The organism is Paenibacillus sp. ISL-20 (genome assembly GCF_018613005.1).
GTDB lineage: Bacteria > Bacillota > Bacilli > Paenibacillales > Paenibacillaceae > Paenibacillus_AQ.
Genome location: NZ_JAGGRD010000003.1, coordinates 113,609 through 134,854, shown reverse-complemented (window position 1 = coordinate 134,854; position 21,246 = coordinate 113,609). Strand labels below are relative to the sequence as shown.

The window sequence follows — 21,246 nt, the reverse complement described above, 5'->3', positions numbered from 1 at the left end:
ATTCGATATGCAGTTCAGGCCATGAACCAGTTTAACTGATGTAGTTCAATCTACGTACTCTCTGGGGGCTATCTCACCATGATAAGATGAATGCGCGGACTGAATTTGTGGAGTTGAGCAGGTCAAAGTAGAGCGGAAATCTGTGCACTGCATTCCTTCAATTTTTTACTAACCGCACGGTCTCTCTTTCGGCTTAATCGTGCGGCAGGGCCGGATATAGCCAATGCTGCAATCACTTTACCATTATAAAATATTGGTGCAGCAACACAGCGTAAACCCACTTCTGTTTCTTCATCATCAATGGCGTATCCTTGTTGTTGGATTACGTTTAGATGCTCTTTTAATAAATGGTTGTCGTCAAAGGTATGCTTTGTTGCTTTGTGCTGGGTAAGGTGTATAAGCATTTTTTTTAGTTGTTCATCACTTAGGTGTGCCAGGATAACTTTCCCAAAGGCACTTAGATGGGCATAAGCGGAATCACCTACACGTGTATGGCTACGGATGGCATGATTGCCCTCCACCACTTGTACTGTCATGACTTTCATTCCATCTAAAATCCCGATATATGCGGTTTCGCCAAGTTCCTGTGCTAATTGATGCAGGGATGGAACGACTAGCCAATTAAGCCGAGTGTTAGCAGACGATGAATGGTGCCCCTTTAATTCAGAGGCTTTGTACGTATGACCTTCTTTTTGAATAAAACCTGTCATTTCCAGCGTATATAGCAGACGAAAGGTTGTAGATTTGTTAAGGTTAAACCGGTGCATGATCTCAGTCAGTCTCATGGGTTCACCTTGCTGCAACGCGTCAAGAATGAGCAGTCCTTTTTTTAGGGTTGAAACCTCATATTGATCCATTGATTCACCTCTAAGCATTTTATTAATGTTGCCTTCAGGATTATCATTTTGATTCCAGGTTTGCTGGAGGCATACTTCTTAACGACAATCAAATATATTTCAATTTAATTATTGACATATTAAATAAAAACCTTTGCATTTTCCATTTTAGCTTGTATAAAGTGAAATTGTACAGGCTCGGTTTTTGGCAAGAGGACCTTCCTTGATTACAATGAATTTGTTTATTGTTGAAGGATTGTTCTTGGATAAGAACAAGATCAGTAACCACTGAAAATTATCCTGTTTCAGTTTCTATACCAATTTACCATTCCTTCCCCGAATAAGACCTCTTTGGAGAAGGATATATTTTGATTAATCATTGATTTTATCGGATTATTTGTCCACATAAGGTCTGATGCTGAACATCTTCACGCATTTTCGACTTGGAGATACCTGCTCATTAATGCACTGATTAGTCGTAATTTTGTTACATTGAAAAGAACTAAATGGAGCGAGTATGAAAAGAAAAAAAGAGGGTAAGGGCTTTTCGCCCAACCCTCTTATCTATTTTAAAGTGGCTATGGCTTAGCCACGACCACTCATTTGCCTTTCAGAAACAGACGGATGCCCTCAACTGCATAAGCATGATCCAACTCGCCGGTTAATCCACCGACCGTAACAGATCCCACTACGCCAACACCTTTAACACGAATGGGAATAGAACCGCCCACCGCTTGATACTCTGCAGTTGAAAGCAGAGAATGTTCTGCATGAGAAGCACCACTTTGGATAAAGCGCTCCTCAATGTAGGCAGAACTGCGGTTATAGTGATCGACAACCCGTTTTTTGCGGAACAACCATACGTAGTTCTCTTCCGAAGTGCCATCCATCAAATGCGTAAACACAGGAACTCGGTTACGTTCAATATGCACGGCCACTGCAACATTGTTTTCTTGGGCATACTGCACGATTAGATTGCCAATAGTAAGTGCATCTTGATGGCTAAAACTTGTGAATTCCAATTCTTTCTCCAAAAGGTCTAGTGTATTCAAATCCATTTATCCTCTCTCCTCAACAAAAAGTTTTTGTTTCTTATCCATTCTGTAATTTATAGCTGCCAGTAAAAAGGCGAATCCCGCCATAATTGCACCGATCCAAGCCGTGTCCATAATTTGCAAATGGTCTACCGCAAGCGCACCCAATGTTGAACCAGCTGCTATCCCAATATTAAATGCAGATATATTTAATGCAGAAGCGACATCCTTAGCAGATGGTACCAGCTTTTCTGCAAGCATTAGAATGTAAGCCTGTACTCCAGAAGACATCATAAATGCGAACAAGCCCATTAAAATGAGGGACAAAATGGTGAGGGACTTGTTGGGCAATAGCCAAATTTGCAATAGCAGGGCAATGCCCTGAAACAGGAATACGAATCGAAGCGTCTTTACAGGATGCCCATTTGCTAATTTTCCCCCGATAATATTCCCAATCGCCACTGCAACACCGTAAACCAGCAGCAGCCATGAAATAGACGAAGCAGAGTACCCGCTTATCTCTTCAAGGATAGGAGAGATATACGTAAACAAGGCGAAAGTTCCGCCGAAACCCAGTACCGTCATTAGCAGAGCAGAGATGATCCGAGGGTTGGCTATCAAACTTCCAACATCCCTCAAGCTCGGTGAGTGCATCGAACGCGGGATTTTTTCAACGGCTACAAGACTGACCAACAAAGCTACTAAGCCTAATACAGCGACTACAGCAAATGACATCCGCCAACCAAATTGCTGTCCGATATAGGTTCCAAGGGGAACTCCAAGAATGGTCGCTACGGTTAACCCGGTGAACATGATGGAGATGGCGGTACCTTTTTTGTTAGCCGGGACCATATCTGCGGCCACTGTAGCTGCAACTGCGAAAAATACACCATGAGCAACAGCTGTAATGATTCTAGACAAGAGCAAGATAGAATAGGTAGAAGCTACAGCTGCTAGAGCATTCCCTGCAGTAAACACGATCATGAGGAACACCAAGTATCCTTTTTTAGGCAATTTCCCGGTTAGAACAACAATGATCGGGGTTCCAATAGCAAGAGCCACTGCATACCCAGACACCAGTGTCCCAGCTTGCGTTACCGATATGCCAAGATCTGTGGCTACTTCTTGCAGAATCCCAACAATAACAAATTCCGTCGTTCCAATGGCAAAAGCACTTAGCGCAAGTGACATTAGAGCAATGAAGATTTTTGAATTCATACTTTCACCTCCTTTATGTAGGCTAATATTAAGTGAGAAATCAACAAAGTTCAAATAAAGAGAATAAGTTTCTATAATTGAAACTTTGAAGAGGGCATAATGCCAACATGAGGAACGAATGTCTTAAATAAAACAATAAAACACTCTGAAATAAGTGTTTTGCAATTATGATTCCATATTCTGCAAATGATACACGACCTCAGTATCGATTATTGTTTCGATATTTTTTCGGTATGTTAGAAAATGCTCTGTGTTTACATGTAAAATTATAGAATTTTCATCAACCCACGATTCATAAAAGACAAATGTACCTTTCTCTTCGAGCGATTGATGGAGCTTATACTCCATGCAGCCTTTTTCTGCGCGCGACGGTTCAATAAGTTTAAGTAATTCTTCGCGTAGATGATTTTCATGTCCTGGTATTGCTTTTAGAATTGCACAAATTGTAATGACACTCATAAAGTACACCTCTTCATAAAATTTAGTTAAGCTAATGGTTCCATTAATTAGTAATGGGAATTATTATTTCCCTTCGCTCAAGTTATATGCAGATACTAAACAAGTACGCTTGGGGCGCAGGGGATATTGATGATGTTTATATGAACCAGATAAGCAAACGACCATAAGGGAACCGACTAATCCGATATTTTTTATGCACTGTGTTCCTCCAATTGTTTGGATTGAAAAGGATGATACATATTTTTAGGGGGTATGTTGTATCATGGTCAACTATCTGTTTTTTTTATATAGCCAGTTGAGCATCTCTTTAGCACCTCCTACGAATGGATAAGAGAAGAGGGAAATTGGGTTTCTTTTCGATATGAACAGAAACAGAGGTTTTCTGTGTTGTAGCACGTTATTAATCAGTCCTAACATCGTGGCATCTTCACATTATTCCGGAATGGCACAGTACTCATACCAAATATTCAATCGTTCATAATGAATCACTCCTAACGAGGTATTGTTTTGTTGCAGAGATGATGAAAAATGTAGGCAGTATGGCCTCATCATAGGTAAAACAAAATAGAATTTCAAAAGAAGTTAGAAAGTTTCTAATAAAGAAACGCATTTAAGTTTCTTTCTATATTTGATGAGTCTTTTCAGTCAATTCCATCCAAATGGATAGGCACTTAAAAGGAACTATAGAACAAAAAAGTACGTACTTAACAAAGTGAGAATATTGATTATACAATTACTCCGGTTTTCGAATGATTACTTATCAGACAGAGGTGGAGAAACAAAGATGTTTAATAAGACAGGACAGTAAAATCTTATCTTCAACCTCATGATCGTGACTAGGGAGTGTTATCGTGTGAAGGGAATTGGAATCGAAGAATACGGAGATATTTCAAAACTAAAGATTGTTGAAGTTCCAGATCATAAACTAAGACCGGATGAAGTTCGGGTTGCTATTCGGGCCAGCGGTGTTAATCCTGTGGACTGGAAGATACGCGAAGGCTGGTTGCAACGGAGCTTCTCATATGATTTTCCTTTGATTTTAGGGTGGGATGGGGCCGGAAAAATTATTGAAGTGGGGGAAAAAGTAAGTACACTTCGAGTTGGAGATGATGTTTACTTCAGGCCGGAAATTGAGAAACAAGGTACATATGCGAACCAAATAATTGTGCCGGCATGCTACGTTTCTTTGATGCCTGAGGGATTGTCATATGCCGAAGCGGCTGCTTTACCTCTTGTATCTCTGACGGCTTTGCAAGCGTTAGTGGAATTTGGTCAAGTCATTGAAGGACAAAAGGTTCTCTTGTTAGGAGGCAGCGGTGGAATCGGCACGACAGCAATCCAGATCGCAAAAGCATTAGGTGCTCACGTGACGACAACAACAAGTTCGTCAAATGTAGACTTCGTACGCGCATTAGGTGCGGATGAGGTAATTTCATATGATCGTCCGACGATTCCATACCATGACTGTTTCGATTTTGTTCTGGATACATTAGGTGGAAAAGCTTATATGGATGCGATAGCTTGGTTAAAACCATATGGGAAGTTGGCTACTATTTTTGGCGGACCAGATGATCCCAGGCCTATATCGACCTTGTCCGATGAGAAGAAATTGAAAATTGAGTATGTATTTACTCGGCCGGATGCTGCCAACCTTAATCATATTGCTCAGTTGGTACAAATGGGTAAACTCAAACCGATCGTTAGCGAAATGTATCCTCTGTCGGTTAAGGGCGTCCAGCGTGCACATCTTTCTAATCAAAGTGGCAGGACAAAAGGGAAGATAGTTTTGGTCAACAATTAACTTAATGAATCATAAATCTTGGTTAGGTCCTGAATAATACCTCACTCTACCTCTTTATGTAAAACATCCTAAACTTGAAAATTATGCCGAAACATCGAAAAAGCACCCAGGTATTGGTATATCCGGGTGCTTTTTGTTCATCCGATTTTGTGAGGTGGAAAGTGTGGCAATACGTATTCTCCTAGTTCTTGTATCACTTCATCAGCCGGACGCTGACTATCAAAAAGAGCGAAGAAAAGGTGATTTACACCAATTTTTTTATAGAGTTCAAGCAATCCTAACAACTCATTACGCCCAATTCGAAAACCAAGACGAATCGGTGTAGCCTTTTCATGTGGGTCTTCTGCTAAGTCGAGATGCATCGGCATGGAAAATGGACGGAATTGAGTATGATTTTGACGTGCGGCTGACTCTCGCCATGCGTTTATCGCTTCTGACTGTTGGAATGGACCCTGTGGGTAGTACATCCATCCATCCCCATGTTGGCCAAGCCATTCGATATCTTGTTGTGCAAATCCCGTTATCATAGTAGGTATTTTTTGTTTTAGCTTGGGAACGAGAGTCGACTGTATAATTTGACCATAACGTAAATCGATGAGTGGATAATTATCATAAAGAACCTCTTCTAAAAAGGATAATGTTTCTTGAAACTGAATGCCTCGGCTCGGATGATCAACTCCAAGTCCCCTAAAGTCTGCTCGTCTGTCTCCAGAAGAGACCCCCATAATGAGCCTTTCGGGAAATAGTGTTTCGATAGTAGCCACTTCTTTCGCCAGTCTAAGCGGATGCCGAAGAGGAAGTACAAGCGCAGATGTTCCAATTCCTATTTTTTTTGTCTGACTTAGTAAATGTGTAGCGTAAATTAGAATATCGTAAATCTGGCCAACAGCTGGATCTCCAAAATTGGGATCTTCCAGAATTACGTCTCTGAGCCATAGTGTGGTAAAACCGTATGATTCAGCAGTCAGTGCTAACTGAAGATCATTATTCATGTTTGGAGTATTCATCTGATAGTTTTCGAGCGGAATATGGAGACCTAGCGTTAACTCACCTTCTCTATACATTCTTTGGTAAGTCTTATGATGCTCAAACATGTTAATTTCCCCCTTACATTAATTTCGTTCAAGTTTTGCAGAAATGCCTGTGAGTATAATCGCGATGACAACCATTAATGCGCCAATCCATGGTGTATGAACTAGGCCAATGGTGTCTATAACAACCCCACCGACTATCGAGCCAACAGCAATACCAATGTTAAATGCAGCAATATTTATTGCGGAAGCAACATCGACCGCCGAAGGCACATACTTCTCGGCGAGCTGGACGACGTATAATTGAAGACCAGGCACATTCATAAAGGCAAAGAGGCCCATTAAAATCACACCGATTACACCTGCCGCCTTATAAGGAGCGAGGAACGATAAAAGTATTAGCACGGAAGCTTGAACAATAAACATCCAGAATAGAGCTCTTATGGGGTTTTTGTTTGCCAATTTTCCACCAACAGAATTACCAAATGCAACGGCGATACCATAGGCTATCAGAAGTAAATTAATTACACCATTGCTTAGTCCGGTTACATCGTGCAGAAGTGGAGTTAAATAAGTGAAAGCAACAAATGTTCCTCCATAGCCGAGTGCTGTAATAAGAAAGCCTAGCAGTAAGCGGCCGTTTGTAAGAAGTCTGATCATATCTGAGAACTTGGCCGGTGGAGATTGTTTTAGGTTTTTAGGGATAAGAACTGCGCTGGAAATGATAGCAATAATCCCTAATAAGGCAACACCCCAAAAAGTCGCTCTCCATCCAAAAGCCTGTCCAATAAATGTACCTAGAGGAACACCGGTAACGATTGCGATAGTAAGCCCTGTGAACATCAGGGCAATGGCACTGCCCTTCTTTTCTGGGGATACTAATTGAACAGCGATGGTTGCACCTATAGAGAAAAATACGCCATGAGAAAAAGCTGTTATGAAACGCGCCACAAGTAGTATCTCAAATGACGGTGAAATTGCGGCGACTACATTTCCGATAATGAAAACAACCATCAGCGCCATAAGCAAAGATTTGCGGCTCATGCGATTGGTGAGCGCGGTAAGGATAGGTGCTCCTACCGCAACTCCGATAGCATAACCTGAAATTAAAAGGCCAACTAATGTGATACTGATATTTAAATCTTCGGCGATGGATGCAAGTAATCCAACAGGAACAAACTCGGTTGTTCCAATACCGAAAGCACTAATTGCAAGGGCGAGTAGCGCCAATGCACCTCTCTTTTGTACCGCATTACGTTGAGAATCTGAATTTGCATTAGTATGACTCATGTTTTCCTCCTAGTTTTTTTTAAACAGATCTAAACTTTACTCTCTGTTCATGAGTGCTATTGTAATGCCACAAGTATGTTATTGATAAGTACGTACTTTTTAGTGATATAGGCACCGAAAAGTACCTTCAGCTTGGTGAGATACATCGAGCATTAACACATGCAAGAACTCGTTAGCAGGAACTATTTCTTTTAGTCCTTGTATGTCAATTCAATCAGTAAGGGAAGTACTCTCTTTGCTAACGGGGCCTAGTGGCAGTCTTGAATCTGAGTTCTTTTTAATGTTAAAAGCCATCCCAGGTGTCGAAATTTCGATGTGGGATGGCTTTCATTTTTACTTAATCTATTCAGTATGTCATTTGCGCCAGCATAAGGTATTCATTTGCACCTTATGGGTTTTCAATGCCTTCCGCTTTTTTTAAAAGGCGATAATCACGTGGAGGGATTCCTGCAATTTTCTTAAACATTTTTGAAAAAGTGAATGTATCCAAATACCCGATGGATTGCGCAATAATGGAAAGATTGTGATTGGTATGCTCGAGCAGCCGCTTTGCTTCTTTGATTTTTAGCTGTTGCAAATACTTCGCAGGAGGGACACCAAATTCCTGATGAAATCTCCGAGTGAAATGCGCTCGGGTTACATGAAGATAGTCTGCAATTTGCTCCACGTTCAAGTGGTCCATATAGTGCCTCTGCATGTATTCCCTTCCGAGATGCAGCCAGTAATCGGAACAAACGATATTACGTGAAGCATCCGAGGTGCGAGCGGAGAGTTCCTCAATAATTTTGTGGAAAACAATCAAACGTGATAAATCGAAGTCGCTCTGGTCCGCTTGATTCGCAAGTTCAAACAAGCTCTGAATATGGTTCAATACATCGTCACGGAGGGCATTTTCGATATAAGGTGTACAGGATTTGATCCCCATTTGTTCCAGTATCCGAAGCGCCTGAGGGCCCTCAAAAGCAATCCATACCTTCTGAAGAGGATGGTCTTTGTCGACGTGATATTCGTGAACAATTTGCGGAAATAAACAGAACATGTCGGACTTGCGAAGGGCAAATTTCTTTTGCTTGTAAATGAATTCACCTTGTCCCTCAAGGACAAAAATCATGTAATAATAGGGAACAATTTTGGGTCCAATCTGTGAATTAGCTTTTGACTCATCCTTCCCCATGCTTACAGGCCAGACAGCACTGGATTGTTCAAACTCCGTTATTTTGAAGTAGTAATTTTTTGGGGGAATAGGGAGCCCATCTCTATTTGACATCGCACAGTCCTTCCTTTCCACGTATTAAGCCAATAATCTAGTTTGGAGAATAAATAAGAACTGGTTTACATTTTGACATGTTCGAAAATGTGAAGGCTAGGCACAAAGACAGCTAGCTGTTTTTCGTTAAAATAATTGATCACATAATGACATGGACTACAAAGGAGCTGCGTTGTTAACATAAATTCATTAAATCCGATAAGTTTAATCATAGTATAAAGAATAGAAGAATCGATTAAAAGGAGGAATATTACTTGCCTACATTGCAGCATTGGTTTGCAACAACAGAAGAAGAAGTTCACAGGCTAGAGGCTATCGGCGCGATTGCTGATCGTCATGCGGCTGGGGCAAAAAAATCGGATGATACCAATCAATTGAATATCGATCTGATTGATGATCTAAAGAAAGCGGGCTATCACACCAACGCTGTTCCAAAAGAATTTGGCGGGCAGGGAGCCTCGCTCAGGGAGATTTTACTATATCAGGAGAGGATTGCTCAGGTGGATGCGGCCGCTGCACTTGCAATAGGTTGGCATCAGATTACAATGCATGATCTCTCATACAATCAGCTATGGGGTCCAAATACCTTCAGAGAGCTATGCCGATCTGTAGTCGAGTGCGGGGCACTTATTAATCGGGCAGATTCCGAAGCCGCAACAGGCAGCCCGACCAGAGGAGGCAAACCACAGACGACTGCTGAGCAGGCAGGAGAGGGGTTCGTACTTAACGGAAGAAAAGCATTCACTTCGCTATCAACCGCATTAAGTTATGTGATTGTATCGGCATCGGATGAAGAAACCGGTAGTATATCGGATTTTCTTATCCCAATAAATACGGAAGGTGTTCGGATTGACCCTACCTGGAACATGATCGGTATGAGGGGAACGGCAAGCCATGACTTAGTGCTGGATGATGTTCGTCTTCCGGCCAGTGCAAGGGTTATTAAGGGAATACCAGGTAAGCCTAAGGGGCCTCTTAACTTTACACTACTGCATATTCCTGCCTGTTATTTAGGGATCGCGATTGCCGCGAGCAAGGAAGCGGTCTCCTTTGCTTCTCGATATCAGCCAAACAGCCTTAATCATCCGATTATTCAACTCCCACATATCCGGCAGAAAATAGGCCAGATTGAGCTGGAATTATCTGCGGCTAGACACTACCTGTATAGCGTAGCCGACCGTTGGGATAGACAAACGGAATTCAGTCCAGAAGAACGTCGCTTTGTTAGTCCAGACATTGCTGCAGTTAAAGTTTTTGTTATACAGAACGCCCTATCGGTAGTGGATAAGGCGATGCGGGTGGTCGGTGTACATAGTTTAGCACAAGACCATCTTTTACAGAGATTGTATCGTGATGTTCGATTTGGACTTCATAACCCTATGGCAGAGGACCACACACTTGAAATGCTGGCTGCTCGTGCTATTGAGGATATAAATGAGTGAAATACATTGCATGTCAATTTAAATTCATATTGGAGATAAGGAGAATTAAACTATGAAAGTAATTAAGAGAAGGAGCTTTATCACTACTCTGCTTTTTGTCTCAATTTTTATAATGATGATGCTAACCGCGTGCGGAAGCAATACGACAAATAGTAAAGCTGTCGATGCTGCTGTAGATATTAAAGGAGAAAGTAAAGCAGAAACGTCAAGGGTAGAAAAAATAAAGGTAGCCTACGCACAAGCGGGAAGACCCATCACCTATGTAGACGAAAGTGGGAAAGCCACCGGCTATGATGTGTAAGTATTCAAGCTTATTGATGAGCTACTTCCTGAATACGAATTTGAGTTTATCCCTACAACAGATGACGATTTGTTGATCGGGGTTGAAAGGGGTAAATACCATGTTGGATTAAAAAATGTGTTTTTTACGGAGGCAAGAGCTGAGAAATATCTTTATCCAAAAGAGTATTTGGGAGCAAGCATGTCTGGCCTAATTATTCGCAAAGAAGATGAAGGGAACGTTCACGATTTATCAGATATCGCCAAGTTGAATAAAAAACTTTTGCCTATTGCGCCGCAGGACGCCCAGTATGCGATTGTGCAGACCTATAACAAGGCTAATCCAGACAAACAGATAACAATAGAAGCGTCTGAATCCTTTTCAGTACAGGATGGAATCTTATTGGTCGCTGAAGAGAAATACGATGCGTGGCTTGTTATTAAACCTGTCTATGATTCGCTTATAGTGGCAGAGGATGGAGCGTATCACAACTTAGCTGATCAATTGGCTTGGACTACGTTTACAGCAACCAAAACTTGGCCTTTATTCAATAAGAATCAACAGGAATTGGCGGATGCTTACGATACGGTCATTAAACAATTGAAAGCAGATGGTAAGACGAAGGAGCTGCTGATGAAATTTGTTGGGGAGGATACTTTCAGTTTACTTAGCGAATAACGAGGTAGTGAGGTGTACAAGTGAAGGAATTTGATGTAGATTTTATTTTTCGATATTGGCCACAAATCTTACCGTATTTAATAGTTACTTTCTTCGTTGTTGCGGCTTCGGTATTATTAGGTCTCTTACTTGGTTTTCTGCTTGCTGCTGCAAAATTAGGTAGGAATAGTCTAGGGAAATTGCTGGCGAATGGATACACCACAATTCTAAGATGCACACCGTCCGTAGTTTTATTATTTGTTGTTTATTATGGATTACCGGCTCTTCTCCTCGAATTATTTGCTGTTGATATTAACGACATCTACAAAGGGATTTTTGTCATTGTTACACTCTCTCTCTTATTCGCCGCTACCATGTCGGAGGTTATGAGATCGGCTTACCAATCGATTGACAAAGGCCAATACGAGGCGGCAGTTTGTGTAGGTTTAACTCCAGCACAAGCATTCAGACGAATCGTACTTCCCCAATGCTTTTATGTGGCACTTCCTAATTTCGGCAATGCAATTATTGCCCTTACGAAGGAAGGTGCACTGGCATTTACGATTGGATTTATAGACATAACAGGAAAAGCGAATTTGATTGTATCGTTAAATATGGGAGCTCACTCGCGTGAAATTTATTTAGGGCTTGCTATTATGTATTGGATGATTTCATTTGGATTAGAAAAACTACTTAAAAAAATGGAGAAATGGTTTGGAAAAGGCCGGAGAGTGGTCGGTTCTTACTAGAATTTCAGGTGGAGGAAAGACATTATGGAACTCGACTGGGAATTTTTTATTAAAACATTCTTTGTCTGTCTGAGAGCCGTTCCGGTAGCCTTAAACATTGTGGCAGTCACCTTGATCATTTCTTTACCTGTTGGCTTCTTATTTGCCTTTTTAAGAATTAAAGGCAATATAACAGTGAAAAGATTGATATCCATGTATGTGTCGGTTATTCGAGGAACACCTATCGTGGTGCAAATTCTGGTACTGTATAGTATGTTGCCAAGTCTGCTCGCAGTCTTTTTTGAGAGAATCAATAGTCCTCTCAATGTATATGATGTAAATCCGATTTATTATGCCTATACCGTATTCTCACTTTATACGATTGCTATTCTTTCTGAAGTCTTTCGTTCGGCGCTGCTGACCGTTCCAAAGGATCAGCTCGATGCGGCGGAATCAATCGGACTCACAACCGTTCAGGCTTATCGGAGAATCATTATTCCGCAGGCGATGGTAGCGGCATTACCTAACATTTGCAACGCAACAGTCAATTTGATTAAAGCCTCATCACTTGCATTTCTTATGACTGTAAAGGAAATTACAGCAGTCGCCAAAATAGAGGCTGCCTTCGGCTACAATTACATTGAAGCTTATCTGGTTATTTGGGTGATCTATATCTTGATATGTATTGTGGTCGAACAAATATTCAAAATACTTGAGAACCGCCTCAAAATTTATAAATCAGCAGCATAAGGAGACTTGCTACGATGATAGAAGTGAAAAATGTGCACAAGTCTTTTGGGGCGAATGAAATATTAAAAGGCGTTAGCTTAAATGTGGAAAAGGGAGATGTAGTCGTCATCCTTGGACCGAGCGGTTCTGGAAAAACAACACTGCTTAGATGCATCAACTTTTTGGAACGGGCTAGTCAAGGAGAGCTAACGTTTAATGGAATAAACTATTCGCTTGCTAAAGCAACAAAAAAGGAAGTACTTGATATACGTAAGAAAACCGCATTTGTTTTTCAAAACTATAATTTGTTCCACAACAAAACGGCGTTGGAGAATGTTACGGAAGGTCTGATTATTGGCAGAAAAGTGCCCAAGAAAGAAGCAGTGGAGATCGGGAAAAAGGCGCTGGACAAGGTGGGTTTGACTGAAAAATACGACGCGTTTCCTTCGCAGCTATCTGGAGGACAGCAGCAGCGTGTTGGCATTGCACGCGCAATCGCCGTTAATCCCGAAGTGATATTATTTGATGAACCTACCTCTGCATTGGACCCGGAATTGGTTGGGGAAGTGCTGCAGGTCATGAAAAATCTAGCGAAGGAAGGCACAACGATGGTTGTTGTCTCGCACGAAATGGCTTTTGCTGAAGAAGTAGGAACCAAGGTTTTATTTATGGATGCCGGCGTCGTTGTTGAGGAAGGGTCCGCGAAGGATATATTCAGCCATCCAAAGGAACAAAGAACGAGACAATTTTTAAGTAGGATTTTGAAAAATCATGATTACACGATTTAGGCCTGCAGCTTTCGCTGCAAGGCCTTTTATTGTTTGTTAGAAATCGTTAGTGCAAAAAGAAATTAAGGCCACCGATTTGGCAGCTTTATTGTTAACCAAAGAAGATTAAACATGTACCTGTAGGTAGGAAGTTTCTGGGGTTTTATCTTTAATAAGTTTCACATAGTGAACTTTTTCAATTACTTTTGTTTTACAGATTAAGCAGCTTATATAATAAGGACGTATCATGAATGAAGGGATGTAACGAGTTAGTGTGATTCCTGACCCAATCCTTGCTGAAAAAACGATAGGGATGGGGGAGTATTAGATGAAAGTATTTATAACAGGAGCTTCAGGCTATATCGGTGGATCAGTTGCAAAGACTTTGGTCGATACAGGACACACCGTATACGGCCTGGTCCGCAATCAGGGAAAAGTGGCCCACTTCAACAACTTGATATAGAGCCTGTTCTAGTAACCCTGGATGATGCGGATCTTTTAAGAGGAAATCCTCAAGAGCTATAGATCTGTTAGAGATTCCTTTCGCCCACTCCTACTCGATTTGATCCCCAATAGCTTAATTCAAAATTAAATTAAAACCGTTCTGAATGAAATACAGATCAGGATGTGCGATATTTTGCGTTGTCAGATTGTTAAATGTTGCCGACCCATTGCCCGTATATGTGTAAATCGCCGCACCTGGATGAGGATTCGAGAATCTTGAGGATGTAATCCCGTCAAGCCCCGTACCGTCAATATGGATGTTATTAAATACGATGTTCTGAAAACCGCCGCCATAACCAAGCTGAACGGCACTGCGCTGGGTGTTCAGGATATCGATGTTGGTAAACGTGACATTGCGGATCGCATCATTCGATGCTTCCAGATCGATTGCGCCGCGCTCCCCATCGTACAGGTCTTTACTGGTTCCACTCCCAATGATCGTTGTATCGGAGAACAGAATGCCGGTATTGTTCTGGAAATGGTACCCCGGGAACACGGTATTCATTCGAATACCGGAACCGCCCACGGTGTCAACAATCAGGTTGTGAGTAGCCTTATGACCGCTTCCCCCAAAAAATGCGATGGCTGCTGCACGCCAATTATTTTCGATGGTGTTATAGGAGAAGGTGTTGTTAACGCCCGCAGGTGCGCCATTCACGTTACTCGTCCATACGGCGAGACCATCGTCTCCGTTATTTCGAATGCTGCTGTTGCGGACAGTTGAATGGCTGGTTCCTTGGGCAAAATTGACCCCGTCCGCGAGATTATTGCGGATTCTGCTGTTTTCAATGATCAGACCCTCCGCGATAATGGCTGGGGTATGCGCATAATCGCCTACCCAGAATCCACACTCAAAATGCTCGACCCACACATTGTGAATTTTGGAGTTGGTGCCGAAGTTATCCATAAATCCCTTGTAGATTGCATTTTGATTATAACGTGACCGCAGATTTGAGTTGAGGTAGATATGGCTGAAATCAAGCTGGCCCGTGATCCGAAGCGAGATCCCGCCAGAAGCGGCATTCGGGTTGGTAAATTGAATATTTGTATGCCAGATGCCTGCACCCATGATCTTGATGTCATCAATCATATTCCCAACCGAACCGATCTTCCACATGTTGCCCAGATGGAATGTCCCTTCAGGAATGTATAAGGTTTTGCCGGTTGAAGCCGCTGCCTGCACAGCAGCTTCAAACGCTGATAGGTCATCTTGGCCGTCATTCGGGGTTGCACCGAAATCCGTTACGGATACCGAGTTTGCCGGACGGGCGATTGCCGCAGGGACCGGCTCGATTTCGATAAAATCAACGCCATATTCCAAGTTATCGGCATTGGACTTCTGAATACGAATTTGGTCTCCCGGCTGAAGCGGCGTATCCATCTTCCAGTGTACTTCATCGAACCGGAAGAGAGGGCGTCCTCCACCAGGCGCATCTGCAGGATGATCGCTGGAGAAATATTGCCAGCTGTAGTAGGAAGTCAATGGAATGGTCTTTTTCTTCGTGCCATTCACATAAACGTCGAGTGAGCCAGTCAATCCCATGCCGTCGGGTGAATCCGGCATCGTATAGCGCATGGTTACGCCAGCCCCGCCTTCACCAGGCCGAACCGTCCATTCCAGATTGGACCCGTTGGAAGGTAGCGCTACATAACGCTGGCCGGATGCTTCCGATGCTGTGAGCGCTTGATCGAAAGTCGGTGCCGACTTTAGCAGAGCCCCGCCACCGCGTAATGCATCATCCGTATCGTAACGGGTATATGGCATGCTGGCGCCGCGGGAGGAATATACCGTGAGATTGGCCTGGCTGACGTTGTTCTCCCGTTTAACGGGTAGTTCGTTTGCATCCGGTGCCACGGATGTTGTTAACGTGTAGCTGCCATTTGCCGCTGTCCATGTGCCCGGAATTTTGACAGCTGTGGAGGAGCCTGCAGCAAGCACGCCATCATAACTTCCGGTGAAGGTATGAATCGTTGAACCGGCCGGATTCTTCAGAGCGACGGATATCGCGTGAGATCCGCTTGCCGTGGCTTTGTTGCCCTGGTTCTTAAGATTTACGGTAAAGGATACTGCATTCCCTGCGACAGGAGTGGCGGGTGTCCATTGTACGGTTCCTATCAAATCAGAACTTGCGAGCGCATCAATAATCAGAGGGGATGGATGCGAATAGCTGTTGTTATCGTTATTCTGTTCTATGATTTCATTATCCTCATCGACCTTGGCACTGACGGAATAGGATCCAGCCGCCTTGATTCCGGCTTGGATCGTTACTGTGGTGGATGCTCCTGCCGCAAGCGGACCTACCGGGGATGAGCCTGCTTTGGAACCATTTAAGTAAAAATTGACCGTCGTAGCCCCAGCTTCCAAGTCCCCAATGTTTTTAACTGTAGCACTCAGTGTAATGTCATCGTTTTCATTCGGGGAAGCTGGAGTCCAAGACATATCCGTAATGGTCAGGTCTGGATTCTGTGCTGTTGTGCCGTAAACTTCGAATTCCGCAATCTGCCCTGCCGGTGCGGCGGAATTGGATATTATGTTCAATTGTAAACGTTTCACGGTCGCCGTTACCGGAATCGTTACGAAGTTGCCGGACGCGGGATTGAATGTATAAGACTGAGCCGATATCAAATTACTAAAATTGGTTGTGCTCTGGTCATGCCCGAGCACTTGTATGGTTTGGGTGCGTGTACTCCACGCTGGAGACGGATTCAGCTTCAGCACGATGGAGGTGATATCGTGATCGGTTCCCAAGTCGAGCGTTAAGGTACTTGGATTGTTTCCGCCTTCCCAGTAGGTTTGGATGTCGCTGTCGTTAGCATGGGTTGCTACATACGTGAAGGTGCTTGAGGAGGCGGTAATCGGTTTGCCGCTCGCGATATTGTTACCCGTTGGAGGTGTTGGCGGGGAAACCGATGGTCCATAAATTTCAAACTCAGACAGCTGCGCTGCCGGCCAAGTCGTGTTACTCGTTACGGTCAGGCGAACATATCGAGTGCTCGCTTCGTCAAAACGGATAGTCACCGAGTTTCCTGCTGTAGACGGGTTGAATTCATAATCGGCAGAATCCACGATATTTGAGAATGTTGAACCGTTCGAGCTGCCTTGTACCGTTAACGTTTGTGTCCGTGATTCCCAAGTGGCAGGTAGTTTAAGGACGATCCGGTTGATGCTGGTGTCATCACCGAGATCGACTTGAATCCACTGCGGAAAGGCTTGATTGGTGCTTTCCCAGTACGAACCTTGATTGCCATCGTTAACGTTAGCCGGCTCGTAGGTTGGGGATTGACCACTTGCTGTTACGGCTTTGCCGAGCGAGAGGTTTGGTTCGCCTGCGGCTGAAACTGGTGCGGGCGGCCCTGCGGCCGTGCATATGATAGATATCAGCATAGCCATGACAAGTGGCCATACCACGAGTTTGTTGCGCATGTTATTTTCCTCCTCCAAAGCGTTCACATACTTTCCCATAAAACATGAGCTAATCGGTGAAGATATCCCCCTTTCTTAATCCTATATCCCATTATAAAAATAGCGCCGCTTCGGAGATAAGATGTAATTCTACGGAAATCGTATGTGATCCCAGCATCTTTTGGAGTGAAAGCAGGATGAATCAGCCATACTTACATTATTAAGTGTTGAAAGCGGGGGGGAACCCGTGGAGAAAGTAATTCTGATCGCGGCAGACAATCAAGATCGGGTCCAGACCGTTATGGAGATTTTAAAACAAGCGGGCTATAGAGTTATGCATGCCATGAGTCATTCGGAAGTAGTTGCCGTTTTGCAGCGCTCAGGCGCAAACTTGCTGCTCATCGACAGCAGACTGCCGGGTATGAACCATTTTAATCTCGTGGAACGGCTGACGGGCAAAAAGGAACAGATCCCGATCATCGTCATCGGAAATGACGGTTCTGATGAAGCCATTCAGGCATTGGAGGCAGGTGCCCATGACTATATCCCTGATGACAGAGATACAAGGGAACTGTTGGCGAGGATTGCCAATTTGCTGAAACTTTTTCAGACAGGTCGCATGGAGCAGGAGGAAGTCATCCGAATCGGAGATCTGGTGATCGATCCTCTGAGCCGGAATGTATCCCGGGAAGAAGAAGCCATCGAGCTGACTCATCGCGAATATGATCTGCTGCTGTTTTTGGCTAGAAGGCAGGGACAAGTATGCACCCGTGAGGATATTTTAAAACAGGTGTGGGATTACGATTTTCATACGGGTACCAACGTGGTGGATGTCTATATTCTTCATCTAAGAGAGAAAATCGATAGAGGGCGCAAACAAAAGCTGCTGCGTACGATTCGGGGAACCGGATATAAACTGGTATCGCAGGAAGAAATCAATGCTGCAAGCAAAAAAGACCGCCTTCCGTGAGTGGAAGACGGTCTTTGATTTCATTCGTTAGTAACAAGTGGATTATTGAACTACAGCACGCGGCGGGCTTTCAGGTAAGTCTTGCTCCAGTTGCCTGACAGGCTGGAGATTGTTACGCCAGGCTTGCCGTAAGTGTGCAGAATTTTGTTGTTGCCCATATAAACGGCAACGTGTGTTACGTTTCTACCATTTGCGCGGCTTCCGCTCGAGAAGAATATCAAATCGCCGGCTTTCAGGTTCGATTTCGATACCGCTTTACCCACTTTGGATTGGGCAGCGGATGTACGCGGCAGGTTCACGCCGTATTTTTTAAAGATATGCTTCATAAAGGAAGAGCAGTCAAACACTCTTGTGGTGGACGTGGATGCTCCGAATTTATAAGGTGTACCCATATATTGTTTACCAAAGTTAACGACTTGAGATCCTTTGCTTACCGATGCTGCTTCTACAGGAGCCGGTGGTGCAACTGTAAGAACTGCTCCTGCACCCAAAGTTGCGCTCAAGCTGATTACTACGGCCTTCTTAATCCAATGCTGTCGATTCATGTTGTTATTACCTCCAAGCAGTTTTTGTTTTTTGCGATGAACCGAGTATATCAGATTTGAAACCGACTATATTTTGGATAATCGGCGCAAACCCTTGGGCCACATGAAATGAAAGCGAATTATTAAAATATCATTAAAAGTTACAAAATATTAAGAATTAGATGCAAACGATGACTTGAAAACGTGAAAAAACCCTTGATATACAAGGGTTTTTGACAATGATTTCGATTGTTAACATTGCTGCATCAAAGATGACAAAATAGTAATGGTTAGTGGTCTTTACTCTGAATAATAAGGAGCAGGCCGCCTTCGATCCGGACCGTCCCTTTGTCCTCGGCCAGCTTATTGCTAACTCCGAGAGACTGCCCTAATCGCAATGTGGCATCGTGAAGCGGGTACTCAAATCCTTCGAGATTGATCCCGGTAACTTCCGTAGTCAGCGGCAGTAGGGAGACATATGTAAACCCTTTGTTCTCAACTATGCAGCTGGAGCCCGTCAGGGTAATAAAATTGTTCTCATCTAATATAGAACACGGAATATGATGTTGGAGTCCACGAATCAGCATATGGATATTAGCCAGCGTGTGATCCAGGCGCGTTCCCGTAGCTCCTAGAATCAGGATGGATTCGGGGGAATGCTCCAGTGCCATTTCGAAGGCAAGCTCGGTGTCGGTCAAATTTTTATCGATCGGATCACAGTCGATTACCTTACCACTCATAGACCGTACTCGATCCATTTGGCCGGGCGGAATGGAGTCAAAATCTCCAACGGATAGGTGCGGCTTAATCCCATGTTCAATCAGGTAGAGGGCTCCGCGATCAGCCCCTATAATGAAGTCCCCGTTTTGAACCTCATCCAGGAAACGTGGTGACAACTCCCCACCTGTAAAGATCAGGACGCGAGTATGGCTCATTATATAAATTCCTCCTTTTTCGAGAGAATTGTCATTGTATTCTAGTATAGAGCAGTTTTCATGCTTGCACAATTTTAATAGGCACGGCTACAATGTAGTATGTAAATTGACGGGGGAGCGGGGGAACTGAATTTTGGACATGCATCTGTTTGACGTATTCAGTATCATTGGCACCATTGCGTTTGCCATGTCCGGAGCTTTTGTAGCTATGGAAGAGGAATACGATATTCTGGGGGTTGTGGTTCTGGGTTTAGTCACAGCCTTCGGCGGGGGTATTATTAGAAACGTATTGATCGGCGTGCCGGTTACCACCCTGTGGAGCCAGGGGGATTTAATCATGCTCGCGATGATTTCGGTGTTTGTAGCGTTTGTGCTGCCGCTCGGTTTGATTCAGCACTGGAAGAAAACGGAGGCACTGTTCGATGCGATCGGATTATCTGCCTTTGCAATTCAAGGGGCTTTATATGCTACACAAATGAATCACCCCATGAGCGCGGTGATTGTGGCTGCTGTGCTTACCGGAAGTGGCGGGGGAATGGTCCGCGATTTATTGGCAGGGCGGAAACCGCTGGTGCTGCGTGATGAGATCTATGCGGTCTGGGCCATGATAGCAGGAGTCGCCATCGGTCTTGGTGTCGCCACCAAGACATGGGAACTGCTGGCTTTGTTTGTTATGGTGATCGTATTTCGGATGCTGTCCGTGCTTTATAAATGGAAATTGCCCAGAAGGTCGCTGCATGAGGGCCATCCTGCGGCAGCTAATGGAAAGAAAATCAGTTCAAGTTAATGGAAGGTAGGCAACAATACTCATTAAGTTAGATTTCTCGTAAAATGACGATTTATTATAGCGTGAAGGAGAGAGGACTATGGTAACCGTTTTGTTTGTATGTTTGGGCAATATCTGCCGCTCGCCAATGGCAGAAGCGGTGCTGCGACATAAAATTGTACAGCGTGGGCTGCAGGAAAAGATCAGCGTGGATTCTGCCGGCACAGGAGATTGGCATATCGGGAATGTTCCCCATGAAGGAACCCGAAAGCTGCTGGACAGCTGGCAAATCAGCTACGAAGGAATGGTTGCTCGCAAAGTGGTAAGCGAGGATCTCGTCAAGTTCGATTACGTCATCGGCATGGATGATTCGAATGTGGCAAATATGCGCAAGTTAGCGGGCGGCGACCAGGCTGCGATTCTGAAGTTTATGGATTTGCTGCCCGATGAAAAGCTGCGCGAGGTGCCGGATCCGTATTTCACTGGAAATTTTGATGAGGTGTACCGGCTAATTGATGCGGGGTGTGACATCTTACTGGACAAAATCATGAAAGAAAAGCTATAATCGATTCGAACAAGCGGTGAGTCCACCGCTTTTTTGACGA

21 protein-coding genes are annotated in these 21,246 nt (G+C 43.8%); 11 read left to right on the top strand and 10 right to left on the bottom strand.

The genetic code is table 11. From position 1 onward, the window contains the following. Nucleotides 1-122: 122 nt before the first annotated feature. The 4 genes from J7E85_RS03485 to J7E85_RS03470 all read right to left on the bottom strand — a co-directional run bounded on the left by J7E85_RS03485 (nt 123) and on the right by J7E85_RS03470 (nt 3,547). Nucleotides 123-857, bottom strand: a complete 735-nt coding sequence (locus tag J7E85_RS03485) for an IclR family transcriptional regulator (protein ID WP_215155009.1) — start codon at nt 855-857, stop codon at nt 123-125. A 578-nt stretch (nt 858-1,435) separates the two neighbouring features. Beyond that, on the bottom strand, nt 1,436-1,894 hold the full coding sequence (locus J7E85_RS03480) for a heme-binding protein (protein WP_215155007.1): 459 nt from the start codon (nt 1,892-1,894) through the stop codon (nt 1,436-1,438). Next, on the bottom strand, nt 1,895-3,088 hold the full coding sequence (locus J7E85_RS03475; protein WP_215155005.1) for an MFS transporter: 1,194 nt from the start codon (nt 3,086-3,088) through the stop codon (nt 1,895-1,897). Between the two features lie 165 nt (nt 3,089-3,253). Next, a complete protein-coding gene (locus tag J7E85_RS03470; RefSeq protein ID WP_215155003.1) occupies nt 3,254-3,547 on the bottom strand; it encodes a putative quinol monooxygenase in 294 nt (97 codons plus the stop codon). 853 nt (nt 3,548-4,400) lie between these two features. On the opposite strand from J7E85_RS03470, the gene J7E85_RS03465 reads away from it, so the two are divergent. After that, a complete protein-coding gene (locus tag J7E85_RS03465; RefSeq protein WP_215155001.1) occupies nt 4,401-5,348 on the top strand; it encodes an NADP-dependent oxidoreductase in 948 nt (315 codons plus the stop codon). A 137-nt stretch (nt 5,349-5,485) separates the two neighbouring features. Here J7E85_RS03465 and J7E85_RS03460 read toward each other — a convergent pair whose 3' ends face one another. The 3 genes from J7E85_RS03460 to J7E85_RS03450 form a co-directional block, all read right to left on the bottom strand. Beyond that, nucleotides 5,486-6,442 carry a TIGR03571 family LLM class oxidoreductase gene (locus tag J7E85_RS03460; RefSeq protein WP_251035425.1) on the bottom strand — a complete coding sequence of 319 codons (957 nt, stop codon included), beginning with the start codon at nt 6,440-6,442 and terminating at the stop codon, nt 5,486-5,488. An 18-nt stretch (nt 6,443-6,460) separates the two neighbouring features. Continuing rightward, nucleotides 6,461-7,669: an MFS transporter gene (locus J7E85_RS03455; protein WP_215154999.1), complete on the bottom strand. Its 1,209-nt coding sequence runs from the start codon at nt 7,667-7,669 to the stop codon at nt 6,461-6,463. Between the two features lie 388 nt (nt 7,670-8,057). Next, nucleotides 8,058-8,936 carry an AraC family transcriptional regulator gene (locus J7E85_RS03450; protein ID WP_215154997.1) on the bottom strand — a complete coding sequence of 293 codons (879 nt, stop codon included), beginning with the start codon at nt 8,934-8,936 and terminating at the stop codon, nt 8,058-8,060. Nucleotides 8,937-9,190: 254 nt separating this feature from the next. Here J7E85_RS03450 and J7E85_RS03445 point away from each other — a divergent pair, with 254 nt between their 5' ends. The 7 genes from J7E85_RS03445 (at nt 9,191) to J7E85_RS34750 (ending at nt 14,002) form a co-directional block, all read left to right on the top strand. Continuing rightward, nucleotides 9,191-10,378, top strand: a complete 1,188-nt coding sequence (locus J7E85_RS03445) for an acyl-CoA dehydrogenase family protein (protein WP_215154995.1) — start codon at nt 9,191-9,193, stop codon at nt 10,376-10,378. Between the two features lie 52 nt (nt 10,379-10,430). After that, a complete protein-coding gene (locus J7E85_RS03440) occupies nt 10,431-10,679 on the top strand; it encodes a hypothetical protein (RefSeq protein WP_215154993.1) in 249 nt (82 codons plus the stop codon). Between the two features lie 12 nt (nt 10,680-10,691). Continuing rightward, nucleotides 10,692-11,336, top strand: a complete 645-nt coding sequence (locus J7E85_RS03435) for a transporter substrate-binding domain-containing protein (protein WP_353049458.1) — start codon at nt 10,692-10,694, stop codon at nt 11,334-11,336. Between the two features lie 20 nt (nt 11,337-11,356). After that, on the top strand, nt 11,357-12,064 hold the full coding sequence (locus J7E85_RS03430; RefSeq protein ID WP_215154989.1) for an amino acid ABC transporter permease: 708 nt from the start codon (nt 11,357-11,359) through the stop codon (nt 12,062-12,064). Between the two features lie 24 nt (nt 12,065-12,088). Further along, nucleotides 12,089-12,793, top strand: coding sequence for an amino acid ABC transporter permease (locus tag J7E85_RS03425; protein WP_215154987.1), 705 nt, complete (start codon nt 12,089-12,091; stop codon nt 12,791-12,793). Between the two features lie 14 nt (nt 12,794-12,807). Next, a complete protein-coding gene (locus J7E85_RS03420) occupies nt 12,808-13,560 on the top strand; it encodes an amino acid ABC transporter ATP-binding protein (RefSeq protein ID WP_215154985.1) in 753 nt (250 codons plus the stop codon). A gap of 307 nt (nt 13,561-13,867) precedes the next feature. Next, nucleotides 13,868-14,002, top strand: a complete 135-nt coding sequence (locus J7E85_RS34750; protein ID WP_215154983.1) for an NmrA family NAD(P)-binding protein — start codon at nt 13,868-13,870, stop codon at nt 14,000-14,002. A gap of 114 nt (nt 14,003-14,116) precedes the next feature. On the opposite strand, the gene J7E85_RS03410 is transcribed toward J7E85_RS34750, so the two are convergent. Further along, nucleotides 14,117-17,467 (bottom strand): galactose-binding domain-containing protein, encoded by a 3,351-nt coding sequence (locus J7E85_RS03410; protein ID WP_215154981.1) that lies wholly within the window; start codon nt 17,465-17,467, stop codon nt 14,117-14,119. Nucleotides 17,468-17,693: 226 nt separating this feature from the next. Between J7E85_RS03410 and J7E85_RS03405 the strand changes: the two genes are divergently transcribed. Continuing rightward, nucleotides 17,694-18,416, top strand: a complete 723-nt coding sequence (locus J7E85_RS03405) for a response regulator transcription factor (RefSeq protein ID WP_215154979.1) — start codon at nt 17,694-17,696, stop codon at nt 18,414-18,416. 50 nt (nt 18,417-18,466) lie between these two features. On the opposite strand, the gene J7E85_RS03400 is transcribed toward J7E85_RS03405, so the two are convergent. Together J7E85_RS03400 and J7E85_RS03395 are read right to left on the bottom strand one after the other, a co-directional pair. Beyond that, on the bottom strand, nt 18,467-18,961 hold the full coding sequence (locus J7E85_RS03400) for a C40 family peptidase (protein ID WP_215154978.1): 495 nt from the start codon (nt 18,959-18,961) through the stop codon (nt 18,467-18,469). Nucleotides 18,962-19,230: 269 nt separating this feature from the next. Further along, nucleotides 19,231-19,875 (bottom strand): thiamine diphosphokinase, encoded by a 645-nt coding sequence (locus J7E85_RS03395; RefSeq protein WP_215154976.1) that lies wholly within the window; start codon nt 19,873-19,875, stop codon nt 19,231-19,233. A 139-nt stretch (nt 19,876-20,014) separates the two neighbouring features. On the opposite strand from J7E85_RS03395, the gene J7E85_RS03390 reads away from it, so the two are divergent. Together J7E85_RS03390 and J7E85_RS03385 are read left to right on the top strand one after the other, a co-directional pair. After that, nucleotides 20,015-20,662 (top strand): trimeric intracellular cation channel family protein, encoded by a 648-nt coding sequence (locus J7E85_RS03390; RefSeq protein WP_215155097.1) that lies wholly within the window; start codon nt 20,015-20,017, stop codon nt 20,660-20,662. A gap of 79 nt (nt 20,663-20,741) precedes the next feature. After that, complete coding sequence (locus tag J7E85_RS03385; protein WP_215154974.1) at nt 20,742-21,206, top strand: low molecular weight protein-tyrosine-phosphatase; 465 nt, start codon at nt 20,742-20,744, stop codon at nt 21,204-21,206. The last annotated feature ends 40 nt before the right edge of the window (nt 21,207-21,246 follow it).